Genomic DNA, 19,662 nt, shown 5'->3' with positions numbered 1-19,662 from the left:
CTCTGGGAGCCGGCCGAAAAACGGCCGCAAATTGTGGCAAACCGGTCAAAAGTGACGTTGGAAAACAATTCAAGTCAAAAAAACCGCTCTGTCAGCTTGGAATGGGCAAATTTTCCCAGTAGGATTTGCTGATGCCTGCAATGCAAGACCGCATACAGGTGAAAAGAACCACTTCCTCTTCAAGGACACGCAACATGGCAACTGCAAAGAAGGCAACTGCTGCACCCGCAGCCCCCGCAAAAAAGCGCACCCCTAACGCCGCCTTCATGAAACCCCTGACCCCCAGCGCCGCTCTGGCTGCTGTGGTCGGCGCTGCTCCCCTGCCCCGCACGGAAATCATCAGCAAGCTGTGGGTCTACATCAAGGCCAACAACCTGCAAGACGCCGCCAACAAGCGCATGATCAACGCTGACGCCAAGCTCAAGGAAGTGTTCGGCAAGCCCCAAGTTTCGATGTTCGAAATGGCCGGCCTGATCGGTAAGCACGTCAAGTAATTCCCGCTTCCGCAGGAATACAAAAGCCGGCAATTGCCGGCTTTTTTGTTTTGAAAATCTTGAGGCTGGCATGACGACACCTCAAACAGCAGGCACAGCCCATCAAACTGGCGCAGCCTAGACCAAGGCTGCCGCGCAAGGGCCGCCCCGCAGCCCTGGCAGCGTCCCCCTGCCCGCGAGCGCAGCGAGCGAAGAGCGGGGGGAAGGCGCCGCAGGCGACTCAGGGGGGCTAATAAATATCCCGCCGATACCGCCCGCTGTGCTGCAGGACTTGCAGTGTTTCGGCTCCCAGCACCTGCTCCAGCGCCTGGTGCACGCCCTGGCCCATGCCCTGCATGCTGCCGCACACATAAATGGCCGCTCCACGCTCCACCCAATCACGCAGCTGCGCGGCTTGCTGCAGCAGCATGTCTTGCACATACATGCGCTGCGGCACCTCGCGGGACCAGGCCAGGTCCAGCCGCTCGAGCAGGCCTTGCCGCAGCCAGGCCTGTAGCTCATCGCTGCACATGGCGTCATGCACCGGACTGCGTTCACCATAGACCAACCATTGCGTGTGCAAGCCGCGCTGCACTCGCGCTTTGATATGGGCACGCAGGCCCGCCAAGCCAGAGCCGTTGCCGATCAAAATCAGCGGCCGCTCGGCATTGGATTCGAGCCGGAAGCCGGGGTGGGCCCGCACGGCCATCTCCAGCACATCGCCCTCGGCCATGCCGGTGCACAGCCAGCTGGATGCCAGACCCGGGCTGCCATCGGCCCGCTGGCTGTGGCGTACCAGAAGCTGCAAGCTGCCGTCGGCGGGTATGGAGGCGATGGAATAGTCACGCGGGCGCTCGGGGTCGGCGGGCACGGCCAGCGACACCAGGTCGCCCGCCTCCCAATTGGGCAACGCGCCCTGTTCGGCCTCCCAGTCCAATAAATACAGGCCACCCGCGCCGCTGCCGGGATTGAGCAGTTGGCGCCGCTGCAGCCGCATGCGCTGGCGGGGCGCTGGCACCAGCCAATCACCCTGGGGCGCCACGGCGGCCACGCCCTCTGCCTCAGCCCATTGCTGCAGCTGCTGCTCCATCTGTGCCTGCCAGGCCTGCAGCGTGGGGGCATGCATATTGTCAACACAGGTCAACGCACTGCGCCCCCCCTGGGCCTGCAGCCAGTCATGCACCTGCTGGCCAAAGCTGCAAAACTGGGCGTACTCCTTGTCCCCCAGCGCCAGCACTTGCATGGAATGCCCTTGCAAGGCGCATGCATGGGGCAGCACCTGCTGCATAAAAGAGAGCGCGTGATCGGGGGCGTCGCCCTCACCGGTGGTGGACAGCACCCACACGCTGCGCGGGCTGGTCTGCAGCAAAGCGGCCGTGATGCGCTCCACCGGCTGCAACAGCACCTGAAAGCCGGCCTGGCCCAACATCTGCGCCGTGGCGCGGGCCACGGCCTGGGCCTGGCCGGTCTGGCTGGCATAGGCCACCAACACGTCAGGGCCCTGGCTGCCCATGTGCGCGTCCACTGCATCCTGCCGCCGCCGGCCACGTACCTGCCAGGCCACTGCGGCGCACAGCCCGCCATAGGCCAGCAGCAAAGAGGCCGCGCCAGCCATGCGCGCGGGGGAAACAAGCCATTCCATATTCAACTTCCAAATTGCGAGCGCCACGCAGGTGTGGCGCAGGGCTGCGCCTGCGGTCCATGCCTGGTGAAGACGGCTGCAATGCCATGCTGCCTGGCAAACGCCATGCCCTCATCCGGGCCCAGCACCGTCAGCACCGTGGCCAAGGCATCGGCATGCATACAGGCCGCGTGGTAGACGGTAACGCTGGCCAGGCCATGCGCCACCGGCCAGCCGGTGCGCGGGTCCAGGGTGTGCGAATACTGCCGTCCACCATGGGCAAACTGGTGCCAACAATCGCCGGAGGTGGCAAAAGCCCCCTCTTGCACACTCACCACCGAAGGGGACTGCACAGCCTCGGGCCCGCTGGCCAGTTGCACGCGCCAGGGTGATCCATCGGGCCGTTGGCCCCAGCAGCGCAGCTCGCCACCGATCTCAAACAGGCCGCCACGCCAGCCATGGGCCTGCAGCAATTCCACCACCGCATCCACGGCAAAGCCTTTGGCAATGCCGCAAAAATCCAGCTCCACGCCCCCAGGCTGCAGCAGCTGTGTCCCTCCTGCGGCCCAAGGCAGGCGCTGGTGGCCGCTTTGGGCATGCAGCGCATCGATCTGCGCCTGGCTGGGCACGGCACCGCTGTGGGGCTGCAAGGGCTGGGCGCGCGGGCCAAAACCCCACAGCGCAACCAGGCCGCCCATGCTGGGGTCCATGGCACCGCCCGAGCGCTGGGCCCACAACATGGCGGCATCCAACACCTGCACAAACTGCGCAGGCAGCGCATGCACACTGCCCGCAGGCGCCGCGTTGTAGCGGGAGATAAGGGAATCCGCCTCCCAGTTGCTCATCTGCGCAATGACGGTATCCAGCACCTGCTGCAGCTCGGCCTGCACCGGCTCCAGCGGCAGAAAATCGGGATTACTCAAACGCAACGACCAGGTGGTGCCCATGGTGCCCCCCGCCAACCGCTGGCTGCGCGCATCCTGCGGATGCTGCAGCTGCACGCGCCCCCAGCCCGGCTGGGAAAAATCACCCGCCACACCATGCGGCGGCGCAGCCTGTGGCAACTTCCACAAACTGGCGGCATAGGAAACACGGGGAGTAGAGGAGCCAGTCATGCCAGATTCAGATGTCGGGAGCTATGTCAGCAGCGCCTTGACGGCGCTCCCCTCACCCCCACCCTCTCCCCGAAGGGGCGAGGGAGTGAAGCCAGGGCGCTGCGCATAAAACCGGCGCAGCCTAACGTCAGGGGCAACGAGCAAGGACCTACGCCAGCCGCGCTGCGCGTGAAGCAGGCGAGACCCCATGCCAGGGCACCGCGCAAGGGCCGCCCCGCAGCGCTGGTGCCGTCCCCCTCCAGCGCGTAGCGCCAGAGAGGGGGAAGACGCGAAGCGGCTCAGGGGGTGTTAGGGAAGAATTTCCAGCGTCGCCACATAGCTCAGGCTGCGTTCCGTCGCCTTGGCAATGCTGGTCTTCTGGTCCTTGGCCTGGGCGCTCAGCCAAAACAGGCCGGCACGTGGGAACTTGACCTTGAGCACACCTTCGGCGTCGGTCTTGAGCTGCATGGCGTCCACACCATCGCGGTAGCGAATGCCATCGGCCACCAACTCCACTTCCAGGTTGGCCGCAGGCTTGCCATCCAGCAGGAAGACAAAGCGGGCTTCCTCGCTGCTCACCAGATCGTTGGGATGGGTGATGGGCTTGAGCTCCAGGCCCTTGCCCATCACGGCCAGCACGCTGGGCTTGCCCACGGAAACAAAGGTTTCCATGCGGCGCTGGGTTTCGATGATGCGCACCTCGGTGGCATCGGCGGGCACCTGCTTGAGGATGTCCTCCAGCGAGCCGCGCAGGCGCTTCATCTGACCCTTGGCGTCCTTGTAGCCCCCCATCACGCCCGCAGCCACCATGGCCACACGGTAGGTGCCAGGCTGTTCGGCCTTGAAGTCGAAGACGCTGCGCAACTCACCCTTGAGCACATTCTTCATGGCCACATCGGCGCCATCGGGGGCCGAGACCTTGACGGACTCCAGGCCCAGCGGGCGGTGGTTGAAGAAGAACACGTCGTTGGAGACAGCGGCATCCACCGTCACCCAGTCGGCCTTGGAGAGCACGGTGCTCGAAGGCTTGAACCACAGATCATGGGCGTGCGAGCAGACAGCGGCCAGCGCCAAAGCCGTGGCCAAAACAGTGCGTTTGTTGAACATCATGTGTGCTTTCTTGCGAATGATTGATGGGAAGAAATCGTGTAGTTATTTCAGTGATCTACTGCACAGTGCGCCGGTCTCTGACACTGGCGGTCCATACCAGGGCACCGCGCAAGGGCCGCCCCGCCGCGCTGGTGCCGTTCCCCTCCCGCGCAGCGAGAGAGGGGGAAGGCGCGCAGCGGCTCAGGGGGTGCTTTATTTCAAATCCAGCTTGATGAGCCCCAGCTCGGACTTGCCTTGCGCAGACAGGCTGGCGGCCTGCTTGACGGGCCACTCAAAGGGAATGCTCACCACCTCGCGGCCACCCACCTCGCGTGCGGCTTCCACCATCAGCTTGTAGCTGCCGGGGGCCAGCTGGGGCAGCGGGTTCTTGCCTTCGGAAAAGCCCAGCGCATGGGCGCCCACAGGCTTGGTCGGCTGGGTTACGCCATCAATGGGCAGGCTCAGCTCGCGGCCGGTGCGACGCCACCACTGGCGCATGTCCTTGAGCCACTTGGTGCCCTCGGCATCCTTCATCTTCAGGTCATACCAGACCGACAGATTGGCGGCCACACCGCCATCGGCCTTCTCCAGCCACACCGCCACATAGGGCTTGTGGTATTCGGCCACCTGCAGCTGCGGCACCGTCACGGTCACCTGCATGCCACCCGCCATGGCGGGCAGGCCAAGCACCGCGCTCAGGGCGGCGGTGTAAGAAAAAAGCTTTTGGGCCATCAAAAATTTCCTTCAATCAAACAGAAAAGAGGCAGGCGTCAGCCTCTCCCCAAAGGGGCGAGGGTGCAAAACCAATAGCACGGCGTACAAAACTGGCACGACCCAAACCAGGGCTGCCGCGCAAGGGCCGCCCCGCCGCGCTGGCAGCGTCCCCCTGCCCGCGAGCGCAGGGAGCGAGAGCGGGGGGAAGGCGCCGCAGGCGACTCAGGGGGGTGCCCCATATCAATGTCCCACCAGCAGCAAAGCCAGCAGCGCGGGGACCACCAACCCCAGCCCCACCATGGGCCAGGTAAACGGACGGCGCTGGGCATGCATCTTCAAAATCAATAGCCCGGTCACGGCAAACAACAGGCAGCCCACGGCAAACAGGTCCAGAAACAGGCTCCAGACCGCACCGGTATTGCGGCCCTTGTGCAAATCATTGAGGTAGGAGATCCAGCCCCGGTCCGTGGATTCGTACTCCACGTCACCGCTTTGCAAGTCCACCCGAACCCAGGCATCGCCCCCTGGGCGGGGCATGGGCACATAGGACTCTTCGGCACTCCACTCTGCAGCCGCCGCGCCCACACGCACCTGCATCTGGGACTGCAGCCATTCGCGCACCGGCACGGGCAGTGGAGCGCCCTGCCCCTGCTGCGCCTGAACACACTGCAAAACATCCAGCAAAGGCTGTGGCAGCAGGCCTTCGCGGCTCACCACCACGGGCTTGCTTTCGATCTGCCCTGCGTGGTTGAGCGTGATGCCGGTCACCGCAAACAGCAGCAGGCCGATGAGGCAGATGGCGGAGCTGATCCAGTGCCATTCATGCAATGTCTTGAGCCAGTACGCCCGCTGCGGGGCGCTGGGTGGAGCCGCTTTCATACCGAACCTTGAGGAGGAGAAGCCCTGGCGCCGGTGCACCGACCGCGGCACTAAACCCGCCACCCCGTCGCACCTGCCGCCCTTCTCGAGACTAATTTGGACCGCCATTTCCGCAGTCTCGCCGGTCGCTGCACTGCAAGCTGCAGGCGCCCACCCGCGCGAAATGGCCAAGGCGCATTGTAGTGTTCGGCATTCAAATGAATCTCACTTTTATTTACTTTACTCAGCAGACACAGAGGGACTCCGGGCAGACCGAGGCGTGCCATCACTCTCCCCCAGGCACTGTTGCCCAGCCGCCACAGCATTATGCGAATTGCATTCATTACACAAACAAGTTCAAGAACCATTCTCACTAACATTTAAAATTCGCCGGTCAAAATTTGACCCATCTACTCCAAAACCATGCAACGCAACACAACACCAGTAGAAGATGGCCACAGCCTGCACAGCGAGCTGAAGCCCTTTGTTTTCGCCATGGGGCTCAGCCTCATCGGCACCGCCGCCCTGGCCCAGACCGAAGCCACCCTGCCCGCCGTGCGGGTGCAGGCCGCCCCGGAAAATGCAGGCAGCGGCTTCAAGCCCGAAGTCTCGCCCCAGGGCAAGTTCACGGCGCCGCTGCTTGACACCCCCAAGACGGTGCAGGTGATTTCGGAAGAACTCCTCAAGCAGACTGGAGCCACCAGCCTGCAGGACGCGTTGCGCTCCACCCCCGGTATCACCTTTGGCAACGGCGAAGGCGGCAACCCCTCCGGCGACCAGCCCTTTATTCGCGGCATGGACGCCCAAACCAGCACCTTTGTCGACGGCATACGCGACATCGCGGCCGGCACACGCGAGGTGTTCAATGTGGAGTCGGTGGAAGTCATCAAGGGTGCGGACTCGGCCTATGCGGGCCGTGGCGGCGCAGGCGGCTCCATCAACATCACCACCAAAAAAGCCAAGAACGAGAACTTTGTCTCCGGTGATGTGGGCCTGGGCACTGACAGCTACAAGCGCGCCACGCTGGATCTGAACCGCGTGCTGAGCGAAGGCGTGGGCTTCCGCCTGAACGCCATGGCACACGACGCCGATGTGCCTGGCCGCAGCGGCCCCCAGAACAAGCGCTGGGGCATTGCCCCCACCGTGACCTTTGGCATGGGCACACCCACCGAGGCCTCGCTGTCCTGGCAGCATCTGCAAACGGACAATATCCCCGATGGTGGTGTGCCCTACCTGTATAGCAACAACGCCATGGCTGGCCTGCCCGGTGGCAGCACGGTGCGCCCCACTTACGGCAACGATCGCAAGAACTGGTATGGCCTGACCAATCGTGACTACGAAAAGGAAAAGAGCGACCTGCTCACCGCCTCCGTCGAGCACAAGTTCACCGATACCAACAAGATCCGCAACACCTTGCGCTACAGCAAGACCGAGCAGGACTACATCTGGACCCAGCCCGATGACAGCAAGGGCAATGCACTCAATGGCTATGTCTGGCGCCGCGGCAATGCGCGTGTATCGGACGTGAACACCCTGCAAAACGTGACCGAGTTCACTGGCAAGCAGCAAACCGGCTCCATTGGCCACAGCTATGCATTTGGCCTGGAACTGTCCAAAGAGAAGTCAACCGTGCGCTCCAGCGCCATCCAAAACGGCGGCACCTGCACGTCCGTGGTGGACCCATGGTGCACGTCGCTGAACAACCCCAATGGTTCGGCACCATGGAACTTTGCCTGGGCCCTCCCCGACCAGGCCACCATCAACAAGGTGGACACGATTGCCTTGTATGGTTTTGATACCCTGAAGTTCAACGAGCAATGGCTGCTCAACGCCGGCCTGCGCGTCGACCACTACAAGACCTCGGCTTCCGGCCCTGCTGGCGGCCGTGGAACTAACACTTACCCAGCCTACGACATCTCACGCACGGACACCCTGTTCAACTACCAGTTGGGCCTGGTGTACAAGCCCGCCTCCAACGGCAGCATCTATGCCAACATCGGCACTTCGACCCGTCCCGTGGGCAACGCCCTGGGCAACGGCAACGAAGACATGGTCATGACGACCCAGACCGCCGCCGACATGAAGCCCGAAAAAACCCGCTCCATCGAGCTGGGCACCAAATGGGACCTGCTGGAGAAGAAACTGGGCCTGACCGCAGCCATCTTCCGCAACGACGTCACCAATGCCCGCATCACCGATGGTGGCGTGGACTACATGGCTGGCAGCAAAGTGGTAAATGGCTTGGAGCTGGGCTTTACCGGCCAGATCCTGAGCAACCTGAGTGTGTTTGGCGGCTATACCTATATGGATAGCGAGCAGAAGAACGCAGGCGCCGGCAATGCCGCCAATGGCCAGGCCTTCCCCAACACCCCCAAGCACAGCTTTAGCCTGTGGACCAGCTACAAGCCCATGAACAAGCTGACTCTGGGCCTGGGCATCTATGCACAAAGCAGTGTGAACGCTGCCTATGCAGTCTCCAAGGTGGACGGCGGCCTGGTCACCAAGGGCGCGGCCGGCTACGCCCGCTACGACGCCATGATGGCCTATCAGTTCAACCGCAACCTGGCTTTCCAGCTGAATCTGTACAACCTGGGTGACAAGGTCTACTACAGCGGCGTGCGCTCACCCCACTACGCCACCATGGCCGCAGGTCGCTCGGCCGTTGCCTCGCTGAAGTTCACCTACTGAAGCTCCCCCTGAGCCGTTGTGCGTCTTCCCCCTCTCTGGCGCAAAGCGCTGGAGTGGGACGGCGCCAGCGCCTACCAGGGATACAAGGCAGCCCTTGCACGGCGCCTTGGCGTAAGCCGCGCCATTTTGATGCGGCCGGGCTTCACACCACACTCCGTCTCGTGCCCCAATCCTGAGCCGCCATGGTTTGATCTGGCGCAGTGCCATATCCCAAGCCCCGCCAGCGCCCGCCGCTGCCGGGGCTTTTTGCTGCACACTTCCCCAATAACTGCGTATCAACCTTATTTACACCATGCTGCTTCGCATCCCCGCCCTATTGTCCAAAGAAGAAGTTCAGCAATGCCGCCAGGCATTGGAGGCCGCGGCCTGGCAAGACGGGCGCACCACGGCGGGCCATGTGGCCGCCCAGGTCAAAAGCAATCTGCAGCTGCCGCTGGACAGCCCCGTGGGCAAGACCATCGGCGATCTGCTGCTGGACAGGCTGGGCAAAAACCCCTTGTTCATGTCGGCCGCACTGCCGCTGAAAGTGCTGCCACCGCGCTTTAACCGCTACGAGGGCGGCGGCACATACGGCAACCATATCGACAACGCCTTCTTCACCATTCCCGGCACCGCCATCAAGCTGCGCACCGATGTGTCCACCACGGTGTTCTTCAGCGAGCCCGGCGAATACGAGGGCGGCGAGCTGATGGTGGAAGACACCTACGGCACCCAGAGCATCAAGCTGGCGGCAGGTGACGCCATTGTTTACCCCGGCACCAGCCTGCACCGCGTCAACCCCGTCACCCAGGGCGTGCGCTATGCCAGCTTTTTCTGGACCCAAAGCCTGGTGAAATCGGCCGAACAGCGCCGCCTGCTGTTTGAGCTGGACCAGTCGGTGCAGCACCTCACCCTCGACCATCCCGACTACCACCGCATCTCGGCCCTCTCCGGCTCCTATCACAATCTGCTGCGCATGTGGTCTGAATCCTGAAGCCCCCCCATGCCCACCTCTCCATCCCTGAACGCCCTGAGCCAACCGGTGCAACCGGCGCGTACGCAGATTGCCGCCGATACCCAATCCCTGGCTGATTACGCGCAACAGGCCATACACCATGTGGAAGCCCAGGCCTGGCGCCATATCGAAGGCGGCAGCGACCAGAACCTGGCGCTGCAACACAACCGCGCCGCCTTCGATGCGCTGCGCCTGCTGCCCCAGCACCTGGCCGACCTACGCCACGCCCACACCCGCAGCACCCTGCTGGGCCATGCTCTGGAAAGCCCCATCCTGCTGGCGCCCGTGGCCTACCACCGACTGGTCCACCCCGAGGGCGAGCTGGCCAGCATGCGCGCCGCCATGGCCTTGCAAACCGGCATGGTGGTGAGCACCCTGTCCAGCCACACCTTGGAAGACATCGCCGCTGCCGGCCAGCAAGCCACCCAGGACATGGGCCATGGTGGCGGGCCGCGCTGGTTCCAGCTGTATTTCCAGCCCCAACGCTCGCACACGCTGGCCCTGCTGCGCCGGGCCGAAGCGGCGGGCTACACCGCCATCGTCTGGACGGTGGATGCCAGCATCAAGCGCTCGGGCTTCCCGCTACCTTATGGGGTGGAGGCCGCCAACCTGCGCGGCATGCCCGCGCCCCAACACACCAGCCACCTGGCCCAGGGCCCCATTCTGTTTGGTACGCCGCTGGCGCTGCAGGCGCCCAGCTGGGATGACCTGGCCTGGCTGCGCGCCCAGACCCGGCTGCCGCTGCTGGTCAAAGGCGTGCTGTCGCCCACCACCGCGCGCCAGGCCGTGGCCGGTGGTGCGGATGCACTCATCATCTCCAACCATGGGGGCCGCGTGCTCGATGGTGCAGCCAGCCCTTTGGAAGTGCTGCCCGCGATCGCCGATGCCGTAGGCAGCCAAGTGCCGCTGCTGCTGGACAGCGGCCTGCGTTGGGGCACCGATGTGTTCAAGGCCCTGGCCCTAGGCGCCCAGGCCGTGCTGGTGGGGCGCCCCCAGCTGCACGCCCTGGCCACGGCCGGCATGCTGGGCGTGGCCCATATGCTGCACCTGCTGCGCGCCGAGCTGGAGCTGTGCATGGCACAAATGGGCTGCCCCACCCTGGCCGATATTGGCCCGCACTGCCTGCTGCAACCCGGCAGCGCCCACTGCCCCACCAAGAGCGTGTTCACGATCTAAGGAGACCAGCCCCACAAGCTGTAGGCTATGGCAGAGATAGACATTGCAAATGCGATGGATTCCTATTTATAATCTGATCCATCCTTTAACAGCCAGCCACAACTGCTTGATGCCATGATCGTCTGTGTATGCCGCCGGGTTTCTGACCGCGAAATCGCACGCCACGCGCATGCGGGCATGTCGTTCGACGAGATCCAGTTTGAACTCGGCGTGGCCACCCAATGCGGACGCTGCGAAAGCTGCGCCCGTGACGTGGTGGACAAATGCTGTGCCAGTGGCACACATGCCGCGATTCACAACGAGTCGGCCCAATCCGTTCAGCTTGCCACATCCATTTTGGAGAGCAAAGCATGGCCTACCTCGCAAGCATCACGGGCAGTCTGATTCTGGTTCTGGGGTGTTCTTTGTGGATTTTTCGACGCTGACACCCCACTGGCTTCGCGGCACTGCAAGCGCCACAATGAAGCCATCTTGCCTTGACAGGCCACATCGCACGCATTGGATGGCCTGACGCTTTCGCCGGCCCAGGGCCGGCTTTTTAATCCCCTATGTCTTCATCTGAACGATTTGCTCCAACGGCAAGCTTGGGCCGTACTGCGGCCATCGTCGGCGCAGTGGCAGCAGCACACGCGGCGGGTATCTGGGCCTTGCAGCACAGTTTCAGCCAGGCGCCTGCAGTCCAGCTCGAGCCGCCGGTGGTGATCGCGGAGTTCATCGCTCCGCCCGCTCCCGAGCCCCAGCCACCGGCCCCGCCGCCACCAGCACCGCCCACGCCCCAGCCGCCCAAACCCACACCCAAGCCAACACCTGCGCCCAAGCCGGTGCAAAAAAAGCCTGCGTTGCCCAAGGCGATTGCTGACCCCACGCCCGCCCCCGACGCGCCCACAGGCACGCTGGACAGCACGCCGGCACCGGTCAAGGAAGCGCCTGCTGCACCGCCCGCACCACCCGCGCCCCCGGCCCCGCCTGCACCACCGGCCATTCAGCTGCCTTCCAGCAACGCGGCCTATCTGAACAACCCGCGCCCTTCCTACCCCTCGATCAGCCGCCGCATGAACGAGCAGGGCAAGGTGGTGCTGCGCGTCTACATCGACGAGCAAGGCCAGCCCCAGCAGATCGAAGTCAACAAATCCAGCGGCTATGACCGCCTGGACAAGGCAGCGATCGACGCCGTCAAACGCTGGAAATTCGTACCCGGCAAGCGCAACGGCGTCCCCGAAGGCATGTGGAATATCGTGCCCATCAATTTCGTACTCGAATAAGCATTCATCTCAGGAGTTTTCATGGAATCCCAATTCGGCATTGCCCACGTCTGGGCGCAAGGCGACTTTGTCACACGCAGCGTGGCCATCCTGCTGCTGCTGATGTCGATCGCCTCCTGGGTGGTCATCATCGTCAAGACCCTGGGCCTCGTGAAGTTCAAAAAGCAGGCCCGCCAGGCCAAGGACTTCTGGCACAGCGCAGACTTCGGCTCCGGCCTGAGCAAGCTGGACACCGACCCGTCCAACCCCTTCCGCTACATGGCCCTGGAAGGCCGTGAAGCACAGGCCCACCACCGCAAGACCAGTGCCCATCTGCATGACGCGCTCGACATCAGCGACTGGATGACCCGCTCGCTGCGCTACTGCGTGGACGAGTTCACCGCCCGCCTGCAATCCGGCCTGGCCGTGCTGGCTTCCGTGGGTTCCACCGCTCCCTTTGTGGGCCTGTTCGGCACCGTCTGGGGCATCTACCACGCCCTGGTGGCCATTGGCACCTCGGGCCAGGCCTCCATCGACAAGGTGGCCGGCCCCATCGGTGAAGCCCTGATCATGACCGCCTTCGGCCTGGCCGTGGCCATTCCCGCCGTGCTGGGCTACAACGCCCTGGTGCGCGGCAACAAGAATGTGCTCAACGGCCTCAACAGCTTTGCCCATGACCTGCACGCCTACTTCGTGACCGGCGCCCGCGTCGAAAGCCACCAGGGCGGCGCCAACGTCTCGCCCCTGAAGAAAGGCGCCTAAGCCATGTCCTTCGGCACTCAAGACGACAGCGATGACGTCATGAATGAAATCAATATGACGCCCCTGGTGGACGTCATGTTGGTGCTGCTCATCGTCTTCATCATCACCATCCCGGTCATGAAGCACGCGGTCAACGTCGACCTGCCGCGCGCCAACAACGAGCCGGAACAGGTCAAGCCGCAGAACATCAGCCTGTCGATCACGGCCGATGGCCAGTACCACTGGAACAAGGAGGCCATCTCCGACGAGGAGCTGACCACCCGCCTGCAGGCCGAAGCCTCCAAGGACCCGCAGCCCGATCTGCACATCCACGGCGACAAGGAAGTGCGCTACGAGCGCGTGGCCAAGGCCATGGCCGCAGCCCAAACCGCTGGTGTGCGCAAGATCGGTTTTGTGACCGACCCGGCCAGCAAATAAGCTGCAGCCACCTCACAAAAAAACACCCCGCCAGGCCCAAGCCTGCGGGGTGTTTTTTTATGCAGAGGATATTAAAGGTCTGCCAGAGCGGGCCTCCACAGCACAGCGGGCCTTGATGCCCAGCCCCAACGACCAGACAGCGCTTCAGGCGCGGCGTGTGCCCGCAGACAGTACGCATGTACGGCAAGGGCACGCAACAAAGCATGAAGCGCTGTATGGCCGCCTCCGCAAAAAGTGCAGCCAAGTGCAGCCAAGTGCAGCCTCAAGCTATCGAATAATCTGAGGCAAAGGTGCATGCCCGTGGTTGAGGGGGCCGTGACCGTGCCCGGTACGCACGGCCGCTCCGGTGCGTATCGCTTCCAGAATATAGCTGCGCGCATCGGCCACCGCATCCTCGAGCGGCAAGCCCTGGGCCAGATACGCCGCAATGGCCGAGGACAGCGTGCAACCCGTGCCATGGCCGTTGTGCGTGGCAATGCGTGGCGACTCCAGCGTGCGGCGCAGGCCGTCCTTGCGGGCCAGCAGGTCCACCACCCAGTCACCGGGCAGATGCCCGCCCTTGAGCACCACGGCCGGCGCGCCCAGCGCCAGCAGGTCGCGGGCAGCGCCTTCCAACCCATCAATGCCATCAATGGGCCGGCCAATCAGCAAGCTGGCCTCGTCCAGATTCGGCGTCACCACCGTGGCCAGCGGGAACAGCTCGCGCACCAGCACGTCCTTGGTCTCGGCGGCAATCAGGCGGTCCCCGCTGGTGGCCACCATCACCGGGTCCAACACCACCTGCGTCAGCCCATGGCGACGCAGCGCATCGGCCACGGTGCGCACCACTTCGGGCATGGCCAGCATGCCGATCTTGACGGCGTCCACGCCAATGTCCTCCACCACGGCATCAATCTGGCCACGCAGAATGTCCACGGGGATGCTGTGAATGCCCGTCACGCCCAGTGTGTTCTGCACCGTGATGGCGGCAATCGCCGTCATGCCGTAGCAGCCCAGGGCGCTGAAGGTCTTGAGGTCGGCCTGGATGCCGGCGCCGCCACCGCTGTCGGAGCCCGCAATGGACAGCACACGCACATAACGCGGGGCGTTGTGCGGCGCAGAAGGTTTCTGTGGAGTCATAGGTCAAAAATTATGACCCAAGCCAAGGCTTGCGCAGACAAGCCTGTTCCAGCAAGTGGGTTGTGCTGTAATGGCCGCTCACGGACGAAACAGGGGTGTCCCTCCATGTCCGCCCTCTTCTACCCGGGGCGAATCTGGTGGCGACTGAGAACAGACCCTGGGGCCTGTGCACACACACTGTGCACCGTGGCCCCGACACCCGATCCAGATCATGCTGGCGTGGGGAGTTTCACAGTCGGTGGCCCGCTTGCTGCAGGCTTTGCCACCCCGTTTGGTCCTGGAATGTTTTGCCTTTTTCCATGGACGACGAACACACCATGCACGCTCTCACCGCACCTTCCCATATCGCCATTTTGGGCGCCGGCCTCATGGGCCGCCTGCTCGCTCTGGAGCTGGCGCGCGAAGGGCACCGCGTGCAAGTCTTTGAAGCCAAGGGCCCCGAGGCCGATGGCGCCGCCGCCCGCGTGGCAGCCGCCATGCTGGCCCCGCTGGCCGAGTCCGCCATCACCGAACCCGGCGTGGTGCGCATGGGCCAGTACGCGCTGTCGCGCTGGCCCGAGTTGATTGCCCAGCTGGATGCCCCGGTCTACTTCCAGCAAAACGGCACCCTGGTGGTCTGGCACCGCCAGGACGCGCCGGACGCGGCCCGCCTGTGCGGCCTGTTCGAGAAAAACCGCCGCATCAACCCCAGCCTGCCCGCGCTGGAAAACGTGGATGCCGCCCACATGGCCCTGGTGGAGCCCGCGCTGCAAGGCCGCTTTCAGCAAGGCGTGTACCTGCCCGGCGAAGGCCAGCTGGACAACCGCCAGCTGCTGGCCGCACTCGAATCCACGCTGCAAGGCCTGGGCGTGACCTTCCATTGGCACACCGCCCGCGAAACCACGGACTTTGCCCCCGGCCAAACCGGCCAGCCCGACCTGGTGCTGGACTGCCGCGGCCTGGGCGCCCGCACGCAGTGGAGCGCGCTGCGCGGGGTGCGCGGCGAAGTGGTGCGTGTGCATGCGCCCGAGGTCACGCTGCAGCGCCCCACCCGCCTGGTCCATCCGCGCTACCCGCTGTACATCGCGCCCAAGCAGGACCATGTCTTTGTGATCGGCGCCACCGAAATCGAATCCGACGACATGGGCCCGGCCAGCCTGCGCTCCACCATGGAGCTGCTCAGCGCCCTCTACACCGTGCACTCCGGCTTTGCCGAGGCGCGCATTCTGGAAATCGCCACCCAATGCCGCCCCACCCTGCCCGACAACCTGCCCGCGCTGCGCTGGCTGGGTGAGCGCGTGCTGCAGGTCAACGGCCTGTACCGCCATGGCTTCATGATTTCACCCGCCATGCTGGACATGACATTGCAGTTGCTGCGCAGCGGCAGCTGCGAGTTGGCGCGACAATTCGAGGTTCCGGTGCACCAGGCCTGAAGGCCTGCACGCACCGCCTTGCCACTGTTTTTCGAGTGACCGCCATGCACATCACCATCAACCAGCAATCCGTGGAACTGCCAGCCCATGCCACCGTGGCCGATGCCGTGGCCCACTGGCAGGCCAAGCCGCCCTTTGCCGTGGCGGTGAACACCAACTTTGTGCCCAACAGCCGCTATAGCGCCCACGCCCTGGCCGAGGGCGACCGCATTGAAATCATTGCCCCGGTCACTGGGGGCTAAGAGCCAAATAGACCGCTAGCGTTTGCTACGCCTATACAGGCCGCTATTGAATCAAGAGAACACCATGTCCAGCAACACCAACGCCACCACCTCCGCCGACAGCCTCACGCTGTACGGCCAGACCTTTCACAGCCGCCTGCTGCTGGGCACTTCGCGCTACCCCTCGCCCGCCGTACTGGAGGCCGCGGTGACCCGTGCCAGGCCCGCCATGGTCACGGCCTCGCTGCGCCGCCAGGGCAGCAATGCCGCCGAGGTGGCCGAGACCGGCGCCAGCTTCTGGGAGCTGCTGCGCAAGCTCAACGTGCCCGTGCTGCCCAACACCGCCGGCTGCATGACCATCCAGGAAGCCGTGACCACCGCGCAAATGGCACGCGAAGTCTTTCAGACGCCCTGGATCAAGCTGGAGCTGATTGGCGACGACTACACGCTGCAGCCCGACACGCTGAATCTGGTCGAGGCCGCCTCCATGCTGATCAAGGACGGCTTCCAGGTCCTGCCCTATTGCACCGAAGACCTGGTGCTGTGCCAGCGCCTGGTGGACGTGGGCTGCCAGGCCGTCATGCCCTGGGCCGCGCCCATTGGCACCGGCCGCGGCCCCGCCAACCCCTATGCCATGCAGATGCTGCGCGAGCGCCTTTCCGTGCCGCTGATTGTGGATGCCGGCCTGGGCCGCCCCAGCCATGCCTGCACCGTGATGGAATGGGGTTTTGACGCCGTGCTGTTGAACACCGCCGTGGCCCTGTCCGAAGACCCGGTGCGCATGGCCGGCGCCTTTGCCGACGCCGTGCAGGCCGGCCGCGACGGCTATCTGGCCGGTGCCATGGCCGAGCAATCCGCGGCCCAGCCCAGCACCCCCGTGCTGGGCACGCCTTTCTGGCACCACGCTTGAAGGAGGGAGCCATGCAAGCCGATGAAATCCAGGCCTTGGCCGATGCCATCTGCCACCACCATGCCGCCGTCTTTGGTGCCCAGTTGCACCACGATGCCAACTCCGTGGAGCTGGTGCCGCAACCCACACCGCCGTCGCTGCGCCATGAACCAGGCTACCTGGCTGCGTTGGAAGCCTGCAGCCGCCTGGGTTTCATCGCCGTGGACGCGGAATGCCTGGCCCAGGCCTGGCAATGCCAGGCCGAGCGGACCAACCACTTTGACGTGACCCACTGGCCGGACGATCCGCAAGACTTTGGCTTGAACAGCGCCAATCCGGCCCAGGCTTTCCCCTCTTGCCCGCGCCAGCTGGGCCTGTATGCCGTGCTGCCCACGGCCGAATGGGTGGGCCGCATGGCCCGCGCCGGCGTGCCCACGGTGCAGCTGCGCTTCAAGAGTGACGACCAGGCGGCCATACGCACCGAGATACGCGCCGCCGTGGCAGCGGTCGAGGGCACGAACGCCCTGCTGTTCATCAACGACCATTGGCAGCAAGCCATCGATGCCGGTGCCTACGGCATCCACGTGGGCCAGGAAGACCTGGATGCCCTGGCCGGCGAGCAGCTGACCGCCATCCACGCCAGCGGCCTGCGCCTGGGTGTCAGCACCCATGGCTACGCCGAAATGGTGCGCGCCCATGCCGTACAGCCCAGCTATATCGCCCTGGGCGCCGTCTTCCCCACCACGCTCAAAAAAATGGCCACTGCCCCCCAGGGCATGGCCCGCTTGCAGGCCTATGTGCGGCTGATGCAGGCCTACCCGTTGGTGGCCATTGGCGGCATTGCGGCCGAGCAGTTTGCCGATGTCTCCGCCACCGGCGTGGGCTCGATTGCCGTGGTGCGTGCGCTGGTGAATGCGCCCGACCCCGAAGCTGCCGCACACGACTTGATGGCCAGGCTGCCAAAATAAGCACCAAAACAGCCGATAGAGCTTTCTGGATATACAGAAGCCGCAATCAAAAATGGACTTCTTGCGATGTCCATTTTTTGTTTGGGAGGCAGGTGATCCATCAAGGCAGGGAAGCCAGCCACAAGGCATAACGCCGCACATGGGAGCGGCCACTGGCCATGGCCTCTTCGCCAGCCGCCAGGGTTTGCTTGGCATTCAGGTGCATGGCCAGGCGCAGCTGGTCCTTGAACTGCTCGGAAAACGCCCCCGTGTGCAGGCGCTGCAAGATGCAGGTCAGCAGTTGGGTGCTCTGGGTGCGGCCCAGGGCGCAATGCTTCAGGCGGCGACACATCATCGCCCTGGCCCTGCCATGCCACAGCCCCCGGGTTTCGGCCAGCACAAAGGCAATGCAGTCATCGATGGCGGTACTGTCTTGCACCAGCAACCCGTCTGCCAGGGCGTGCAGCTCCTGCTTGCTCAGCATGGTGTGCGCAGCCTGCTTCAAGCCGATCATGGACATGGCCGTGGAATGTGGGTCGACACGCATGGGCTGGGTAGGAATCTCTAAGTTATCGCGTGTTTGCGATCTCAGGCCGGTGCCTGCGAAGTTTCAGGTGGCGGACCAGGACATTTCGATATGCGTCTCGGTTGTGCCGGTCTGCAGGAAGCCCAGGCGCTCATAGAAGCGCTGCGCCCGGGTATTGCTCCGAAAAACGCCCAGCTGCAACGGCAGCCCGCGCCCTGCGGCCTTGAACTGCAGCCGCTGCAAAAGCCGGGCGCCTATGCCCTGGCCTTGGGCCTGCTCTGCCATCGCGATGTTCTGCACATAGAGGCGCCCCTCCTCTTCCAGGGTTTGGAGGTAGCCGACCAGGCGGCCCTCCACCTCGATGACGCATGTGGTGGCAGCCGCACATTCGGCGGCGAAGTTGGCACGCTGCCAATCCTCATCCCACCCCCATAAAACCTCGATATGCGGGCGAAACACCGCGCAATGCAGTGCAAACAGCGCGGGGTGGTCAGCGGGCTGTGCAGGGCGTAGCTTTATCAATTCGGGTTCCATCTCACGGCGCTCCTGGCAGGCTCACAGTGCTGCATTCTGCCTTCACTGCGTGCATGTTAAAGATCTCCCCGTAGCGCGCCCTCGCTCTATCATGGCTGCCCATGACCACAGCAGAGCCTCTAAAAGCATGGCAAGGCACATGGCGCTATTGGCCATCGCCCACACCGGATGCGGTGGAGACCTGCCAGGTCCAGGGCCGGCAGGTTGCGCTGCCGGCACATTTCCACGCCGAAGACCAGTTGGTGGTCGTGCTGCAGGGCCGCAGGCGGATTGTGGTGGGAGAAAACCTCTTCAGCGCCGAAGCGGGCCAGACGCTGTTCATCCCCGCAGGCATAGTCCACCACTCGCTGGCCGAAGCGCAGGACCTGCTGTGCATCAATGCCTATCTGCCCCCGGCCCGCCATGGCCAGCAGGACTTGCGCCAGCATCTGGGCATGGCCTGGCGGGCAGGAAAGCTGCGCTGCCAGGAGGATATGCAGGCCTTGCTGGAGCAGCTCCGAGCTGGGCGTGCAGGGCCATGCGCCGCAGAGCCCCATAGGGAGCGGCTGCACATAGGACTGGCCGCCAGCGTGCGCGAAGCAGCCTTGACCTATGGCTTCAGCCGGGAACATTACGCCAGACAGTTCAAGCTGCAGCATGGCGTATCACCGCAGACCCACAGGCTGCTGCAGCGCCTGAACCTGGCACGCGAATGCTTGCGTGCCGGACAGGCCATTGCCGAGGCGGCGCTGGATGCAGGCTTCACCGACCAAAGCCATCTGAGCCGCGCGTTCAAGCGCAGCTTTGGGGTCAGCCCGGGCCGCTATCGGCCAACCCCAGATCACATGCATACAAGACACCTGTAGGCCCGACCGCTATCTTGCCCTTGCACTGCCGCCATGGGGCGG

21 protein-coding genes are annotated in these 19,662 nt (G+C 64.1%); 13 read left to right on the top strand and 8 right to left on the bottom strand.

Annotated features, from left to right (window positions below; genetic code table 11):
• The first annotated feature begins 194 nt into the window (after positions 1–194).
• Entirely contained in the window at positions 195–494 is a 300-nt protein-coding gene (locus ACA027_RS10545) for an SWIB/MDM2 domain-containing protein (protein WP_370682329.1), read from the top strand.
• A 229-nt stretch (positions 495–723) separates the two neighbouring features.
• Here ACA027_RS10545 and ACA027_RS10540 read toward each other — a convergent pair whose 3' ends face one another.
• The 5 genes from ACA027_RS10540 to ACA027_RS10520 form a co-directional block, all read right to left on the bottom strand.
• Positions 724–2,115, bottom strand: a complete 1,392-nt coding sequence (locus ACA027_RS10540; protein WP_370682328.1) for a sulfite reductase subunit alpha — start codon at positions 2,113–2,115, stop codon at positions 724–726.
• Positions 2,116–2,117: 2 nt separating this feature from the next.
• Positions 2,118–3,209: an FAD:protein FMN transferase gene (locus tag ACA027_RS10535; protein ID WP_370682327.1), complete on the bottom strand. Its 1,092-nt coding sequence runs from the start codon at positions 3,207–3,209 to the stop codon at positions 2,118–2,120.
• 288 nt (positions 3,210–3,497) lie between these two features.
• A complete protein-coding gene (locus ACA027_RS10530; RefSeq protein WP_370682326.1) occupies positions 3,498–4,298 on the bottom strand; it encodes a DUF4198 domain-containing protein in 801 nt (266 codons plus the stop codon).
• Positions 4,299–4,490: 192 nt separating this feature from the next.
• Entirely contained in the window at positions 4,491–5,009 is a 519-nt protein-coding gene (locus tag ACA027_RS10525; protein ID WP_370682325.1) for a DUF2271 domain-containing protein, read from the bottom strand.
• Positions 5,010–5,231: 222 nt separating this feature from the next.
• Positions 5,232–5,870, bottom strand: coding sequence for a PepSY-associated TM helix domain-containing protein (locus ACA027_RS10520; RefSeq protein ID WP_370682324.1), 639 nt, complete (start codon positions 5,868–5,870; stop codon positions 5,232–5,234).
• A gap of 474 nt (positions 5,871–6,344) precedes the next feature.
• On the opposite strand from ACA027_RS10520, the gene ACA027_RS10515 reads away from it, so the two are divergent.
• From ACA027_RS10515 to ACA027_RS10485, 7 genes are all read left to right on the top strand, one after another.
• Complete coding sequence (locus tag ACA027_RS10515; protein ID WP_370682558.1) at positions 6,345–8,537, top strand: TonB-dependent receptor; 2,193 nt, start codon at positions 6,345–6,347, stop codon at positions 8,535–8,537.
• Positions 8,538–8,829: 292 nt separating this feature from the next.
• Positions 8,830–9,510, top strand: a complete 681-nt coding sequence (locus ACA027_RS10510; protein WP_370682323.1) for a Fe2+-dependent dioxygenase — start codon at positions 8,830–8,832, stop codon at positions 9,508–9,510.
• 9 nt (positions 9,511–9,519) lie between these two features.
• A complete protein-coding gene (locus tag ACA027_RS10505) occupies positions 9,520–10,707 on the top strand; it encodes an alpha-hydroxy acid oxidase (protein ID WP_370682322.1) in 1,188 nt (395 codons plus the stop codon).
• Positions 10,708–10,821: 114 nt separating this feature from the next.
• Positions 10,822–11,091 (top strand): bacterioferritin-associated ferredoxin, encoded by a 270-nt coding sequence (locus ACA027_RS10500; RefSeq protein WP_370682321.1) that lies wholly within the window; start codon positions 10,822–10,824, stop codon positions 11,089–11,091.
• A 164-nt stretch (positions 11,092–11,255) separates the two neighbouring features.
• Complete coding sequence (locus tag ACA027_RS10495) at positions 11,256–11,969, top strand: energy transducer TonB (protein WP_370682320.1); 714 nt, start codon at positions 11,256–11,258, stop codon at positions 11,967–11,969.
• Positions 11,970–11,990: 21 nt separating this feature from the next.
• On the top strand, positions 11,991–12,710 hold the full coding sequence (locus ACA027_RS10490) for a MotA/TolQ/ExbB proton channel family protein (protein ID WP_370682319.1): 720 nt from the start codon (positions 11,991–11,993) through the stop codon (positions 12,708–12,710).
• Positions 12,711–12,713: 3 nt separating this feature from the next.
• The gene (locus ACA027_RS10485) at positions 12,714–13,127 is read left to right on the top strand and encodes an ExbD/TolR family protein (protein WP_370682318.1); all 414 of its coding nucleotides are present in this window, start codon (positions 12,714–12,716) and stop codon (positions 13,125–13,127) included.
• 267 nt (positions 13,128–13,394) lie between these two features.
• On the opposite strand, the gene thiD is transcribed toward ACA027_RS10485, so the two are convergent.
• Positions 13,395–14,246, bottom strand: coding sequence for a bifunctional hydroxymethylpyrimidine kinase/phosphomethylpyrimidine kinase (gene thiD / locus ACA027_RS10480; RefSeq protein WP_370682317.1), 852 nt, complete (start codon positions 14,244–14,246; stop codon positions 13,395–13,397).
• 317 nt (positions 14,247–14,563) lie between these two features.
• Between thiD and ACA027_RS10475 the strand changes: the two genes are divergently transcribed.
• From ACA027_RS10475 to ACA027_RS10460, 4 genes are all read left to right on the top strand, one after another.
• On the top strand, positions 14,564–15,658 hold the full coding sequence (locus ACA027_RS10475) for an FAD-dependent oxidoreductase (RefSeq protein WP_370682316.1): 1,095 nt from the start codon (positions 14,564–14,566) through the stop codon (positions 15,656–15,658).
• 44 nt (positions 15,659–15,702) lie between these two features.
• A complete protein-coding gene (gene thiS, locus ACA027_RS10470) occupies positions 15,703–15,900 on the top strand; it encodes a sulfur carrier protein ThiS (RefSeq protein WP_370682315.1) in 198 nt (65 codons plus the stop codon).
• Between the two features lie 64 nt (positions 15,901–15,964).
• Positions 15,965–16,789 carry a thiazole synthase gene (locus ACA027_RS10465; RefSeq protein ID WP_370682314.1) on the top strand — a complete coding sequence of 275 codons (825 nt, stop codon included), beginning with the start codon at positions 15,965–15,967 and terminating at the stop codon, positions 16,787–16,789.
• An 11-nt stretch (positions 16,790–16,800) separates the two neighbouring features.
• On the top strand, positions 16,801–17,736 hold the full coding sequence (locus ACA027_RS10460) for a thiamine phosphate synthase (protein ID WP_370682313.1): 936 nt from the start codon (positions 16,801–16,803) through the stop codon (positions 17,734–17,736).
• A gap of 100 nt (positions 17,737–17,836) precedes the next feature.
• Here the strand turns inward: ACA027_RS10460 and ACA027_RS10455 are convergent, their stop codons facing one another.
• Positions 17,837–18,262 (bottom strand): hypothetical protein, encoded by a 426-nt coding sequence (locus tag ACA027_RS10455; protein WP_370682312.1) that lies wholly within the window; start codon positions 18,260–18,262, stop codon positions 17,837–17,839.
• A gap of 63 nt (positions 18,263–18,325) precedes the next feature.
• Positions 18,326–18,775 (bottom strand): N-acetyltransferase family protein, encoded by a 450-nt coding sequence (locus ACA027_RS10450; protein ID WP_370682311.1) that lies wholly within the window; start codon positions 18,773–18,775, stop codon positions 18,326–18,328.
• A 101-nt stretch (positions 18,776–18,876) separates the two neighbouring features.
• Between ACA027_RS10450 and ACA027_RS10445 the strand changes: the two genes are divergently transcribed.
• Positions 18,877–19,620: a helix-turn-helix domain-containing protein gene (locus tag ACA027_RS10445; RefSeq protein ID WP_370682310.1), complete on the top strand. Its 744-nt coding sequence runs from the start codon at positions 18,877–18,879 to the stop codon at positions 19,618–19,620.
• Positions 19,621–19,662 lie beyond the last annotated feature (42 nt).

The sequence above is a fragment of the Comamonas sp. GB3 AK4-5 genome (assembly GCF_041320665.1).
Taxonomy (GTDB): domain Bacteria; phylum Pseudomonadota; class Gammaproteobacteria; order Burkholderiales; family Burkholderiaceae_C; genus Comamonas.
This window is presented reverse-complemented; position numbering and strand designations above follow the sequence as displayed.

What these genes read in the sequence shown, in the direction of transcription:
- ACA027_RS10520 (WP_370682324.1), bottom strand. Translation starts at nt 5,870, where the DNA reads ATGAAAGCGGCTCCACCCAGCGCCCCGCAGCGGGCGTACTGGCTCAAG.
- ACA027_RS10490 (WP_370682319.1), top strand. Translation starts at nt 11,991, where the DNA reads ATGGAATCCCAATTCGGCATTGCCCACGTCTGGGCGCAAGGCGACTTT.
- ACA027_RS10515 (WP_370682558.1), top strand. Translation starts at nt 6,345, where the DNA reads ATGGGGCTCAGCCTCATCGGCACCGCCGCCCTGGCCCAGACCGAAGCC.
- ACA027_RS10545 (WP_370682329.1), top strand. Translation starts at nt 195, where the DNA reads ATGGCAACTGCAAAGAAGGCAACTGCTGCACCCGCAGCCCCCGCAAAA.
- ACA027_RS10530 (WP_370682326.1), bottom strand. Translation starts at nt 4,298, where the DNA reads ATGATGTTCAACAAACGCACTGTTTTGGCCACGGCTTTGGCGCTGGCC.
- ACA027_RS10495 (WP_370682320.1), top strand. Translation starts at nt 11,256, where the DNA reads ATGTCTTCATCTGAACGATTTGCTCCAACGGCAAGCTTGGGCCGTACT.
- ACA027_RS10460 (WP_370682313.1), top strand. Translation starts at nt 16,801, where the DNA reads ATGCAAGCCGATGAAATCCAGGCCTTGGCCGATGCCATCTGCCACCAC.
- ACA027_RS10540 (WP_370682328.1), bottom strand. Translation starts at nt 2,115, where the DNA reads ATGGAATGGCTTGTTTCCCCCGCGCGCATGGCTGGCGCGGCCTCTTTG.
- ACA027_RS10455 (WP_370682312.1), bottom strand. Translation starts at nt 18,262, where the DNA reads ATGCGTGTCGACCCACATTCCACGGCCATGTCCATGATCGGCTTGAAG.
- ACA027_RS10505 (WP_370682322.1), top strand. Translation starts at nt 9,520, where the DNA reads ATGCCCACCTCTCCATCCCTGAACGCCCTGAGCCAACCGGTGCAACCG.
- ACA027_RS10475 (WP_370682316.1), top strand. Translation starts at nt 14,564, where the DNA reads ATGCACGCTCTCACCGCACCTTCCCATATCGCCATTTTGGGCGCCGGC.
- thiS (WP_370682315.1), top strand. Translation starts at nt 15,703, where the DNA reads ATGCACATCACCATCAACCAGCAATCCGTGGAACTGCCAGCCCATGCC.
- ACA027_RS10445 (WP_370682310.1), top strand. Translation starts at nt 18,877, where the DNA reads ATGACCACAGCAGAGCCTCTAAAAGCATGGCAAGGCACATGGCGCTAT.
- ACA027_RS10525 (WP_370682325.1), bottom strand. Translation starts at nt 5,009, where the DNA reads ATGGCCCAAAAGCTTTTTTCTTACACCGCCGCCCTGAGCGCGGTGCTT.
- thiD (WP_370682317.1), bottom strand. Translation starts at nt 14,246, where the DNA reads ATGACTCCACAGAAACCTTCTGCGCCGCACAACGCCCCGCGTTATGTG.
- ACA027_RS10510 (WP_370682323.1), top strand. Translation starts at nt 8,830, where the DNA reads ATGCTGCTTCGCATCCCCGCCCTATTGTCCAAAGAAGAAGTTCAGCAA.
- ACA027_RS10450 (WP_370682311.1), bottom strand. Translation starts at nt 18,775, where the DNA reads ATGGAACCCGAATTGATAAAGCTACGCCCTGCACAGCCCGCTGACCAC.
- ACA027_RS10500 (WP_370682321.1), top strand. Translation starts at nt 10,822, where the DNA reads ATGATCGTCTGTGTATGCCGCCGGGTTTCTGACCGCGAAATCGCACGC.
- ACA027_RS10465 (WP_370682314.1), top strand. Translation starts at nt 15,965, where the DNA reads ATGTCCAGCAACACCAACGCCACCACCTCCGCCGACAGCCTCACGCTG.
- ACA027_RS10535 (WP_370682327.1), bottom strand. Translation starts at nt 3,209, where the DNA reads ATGACTGGCTCCTCTACTCCCCGTGTTTCCTATGCCGCCAGTTTGTGG.
- ACA027_RS10485 (WP_370682318.1), top strand. Translation starts at nt 12,714, where the DNA reads ATGTCCTTCGGCACTCAAGACGACAGCGATGACGTCATGAATGAAATC.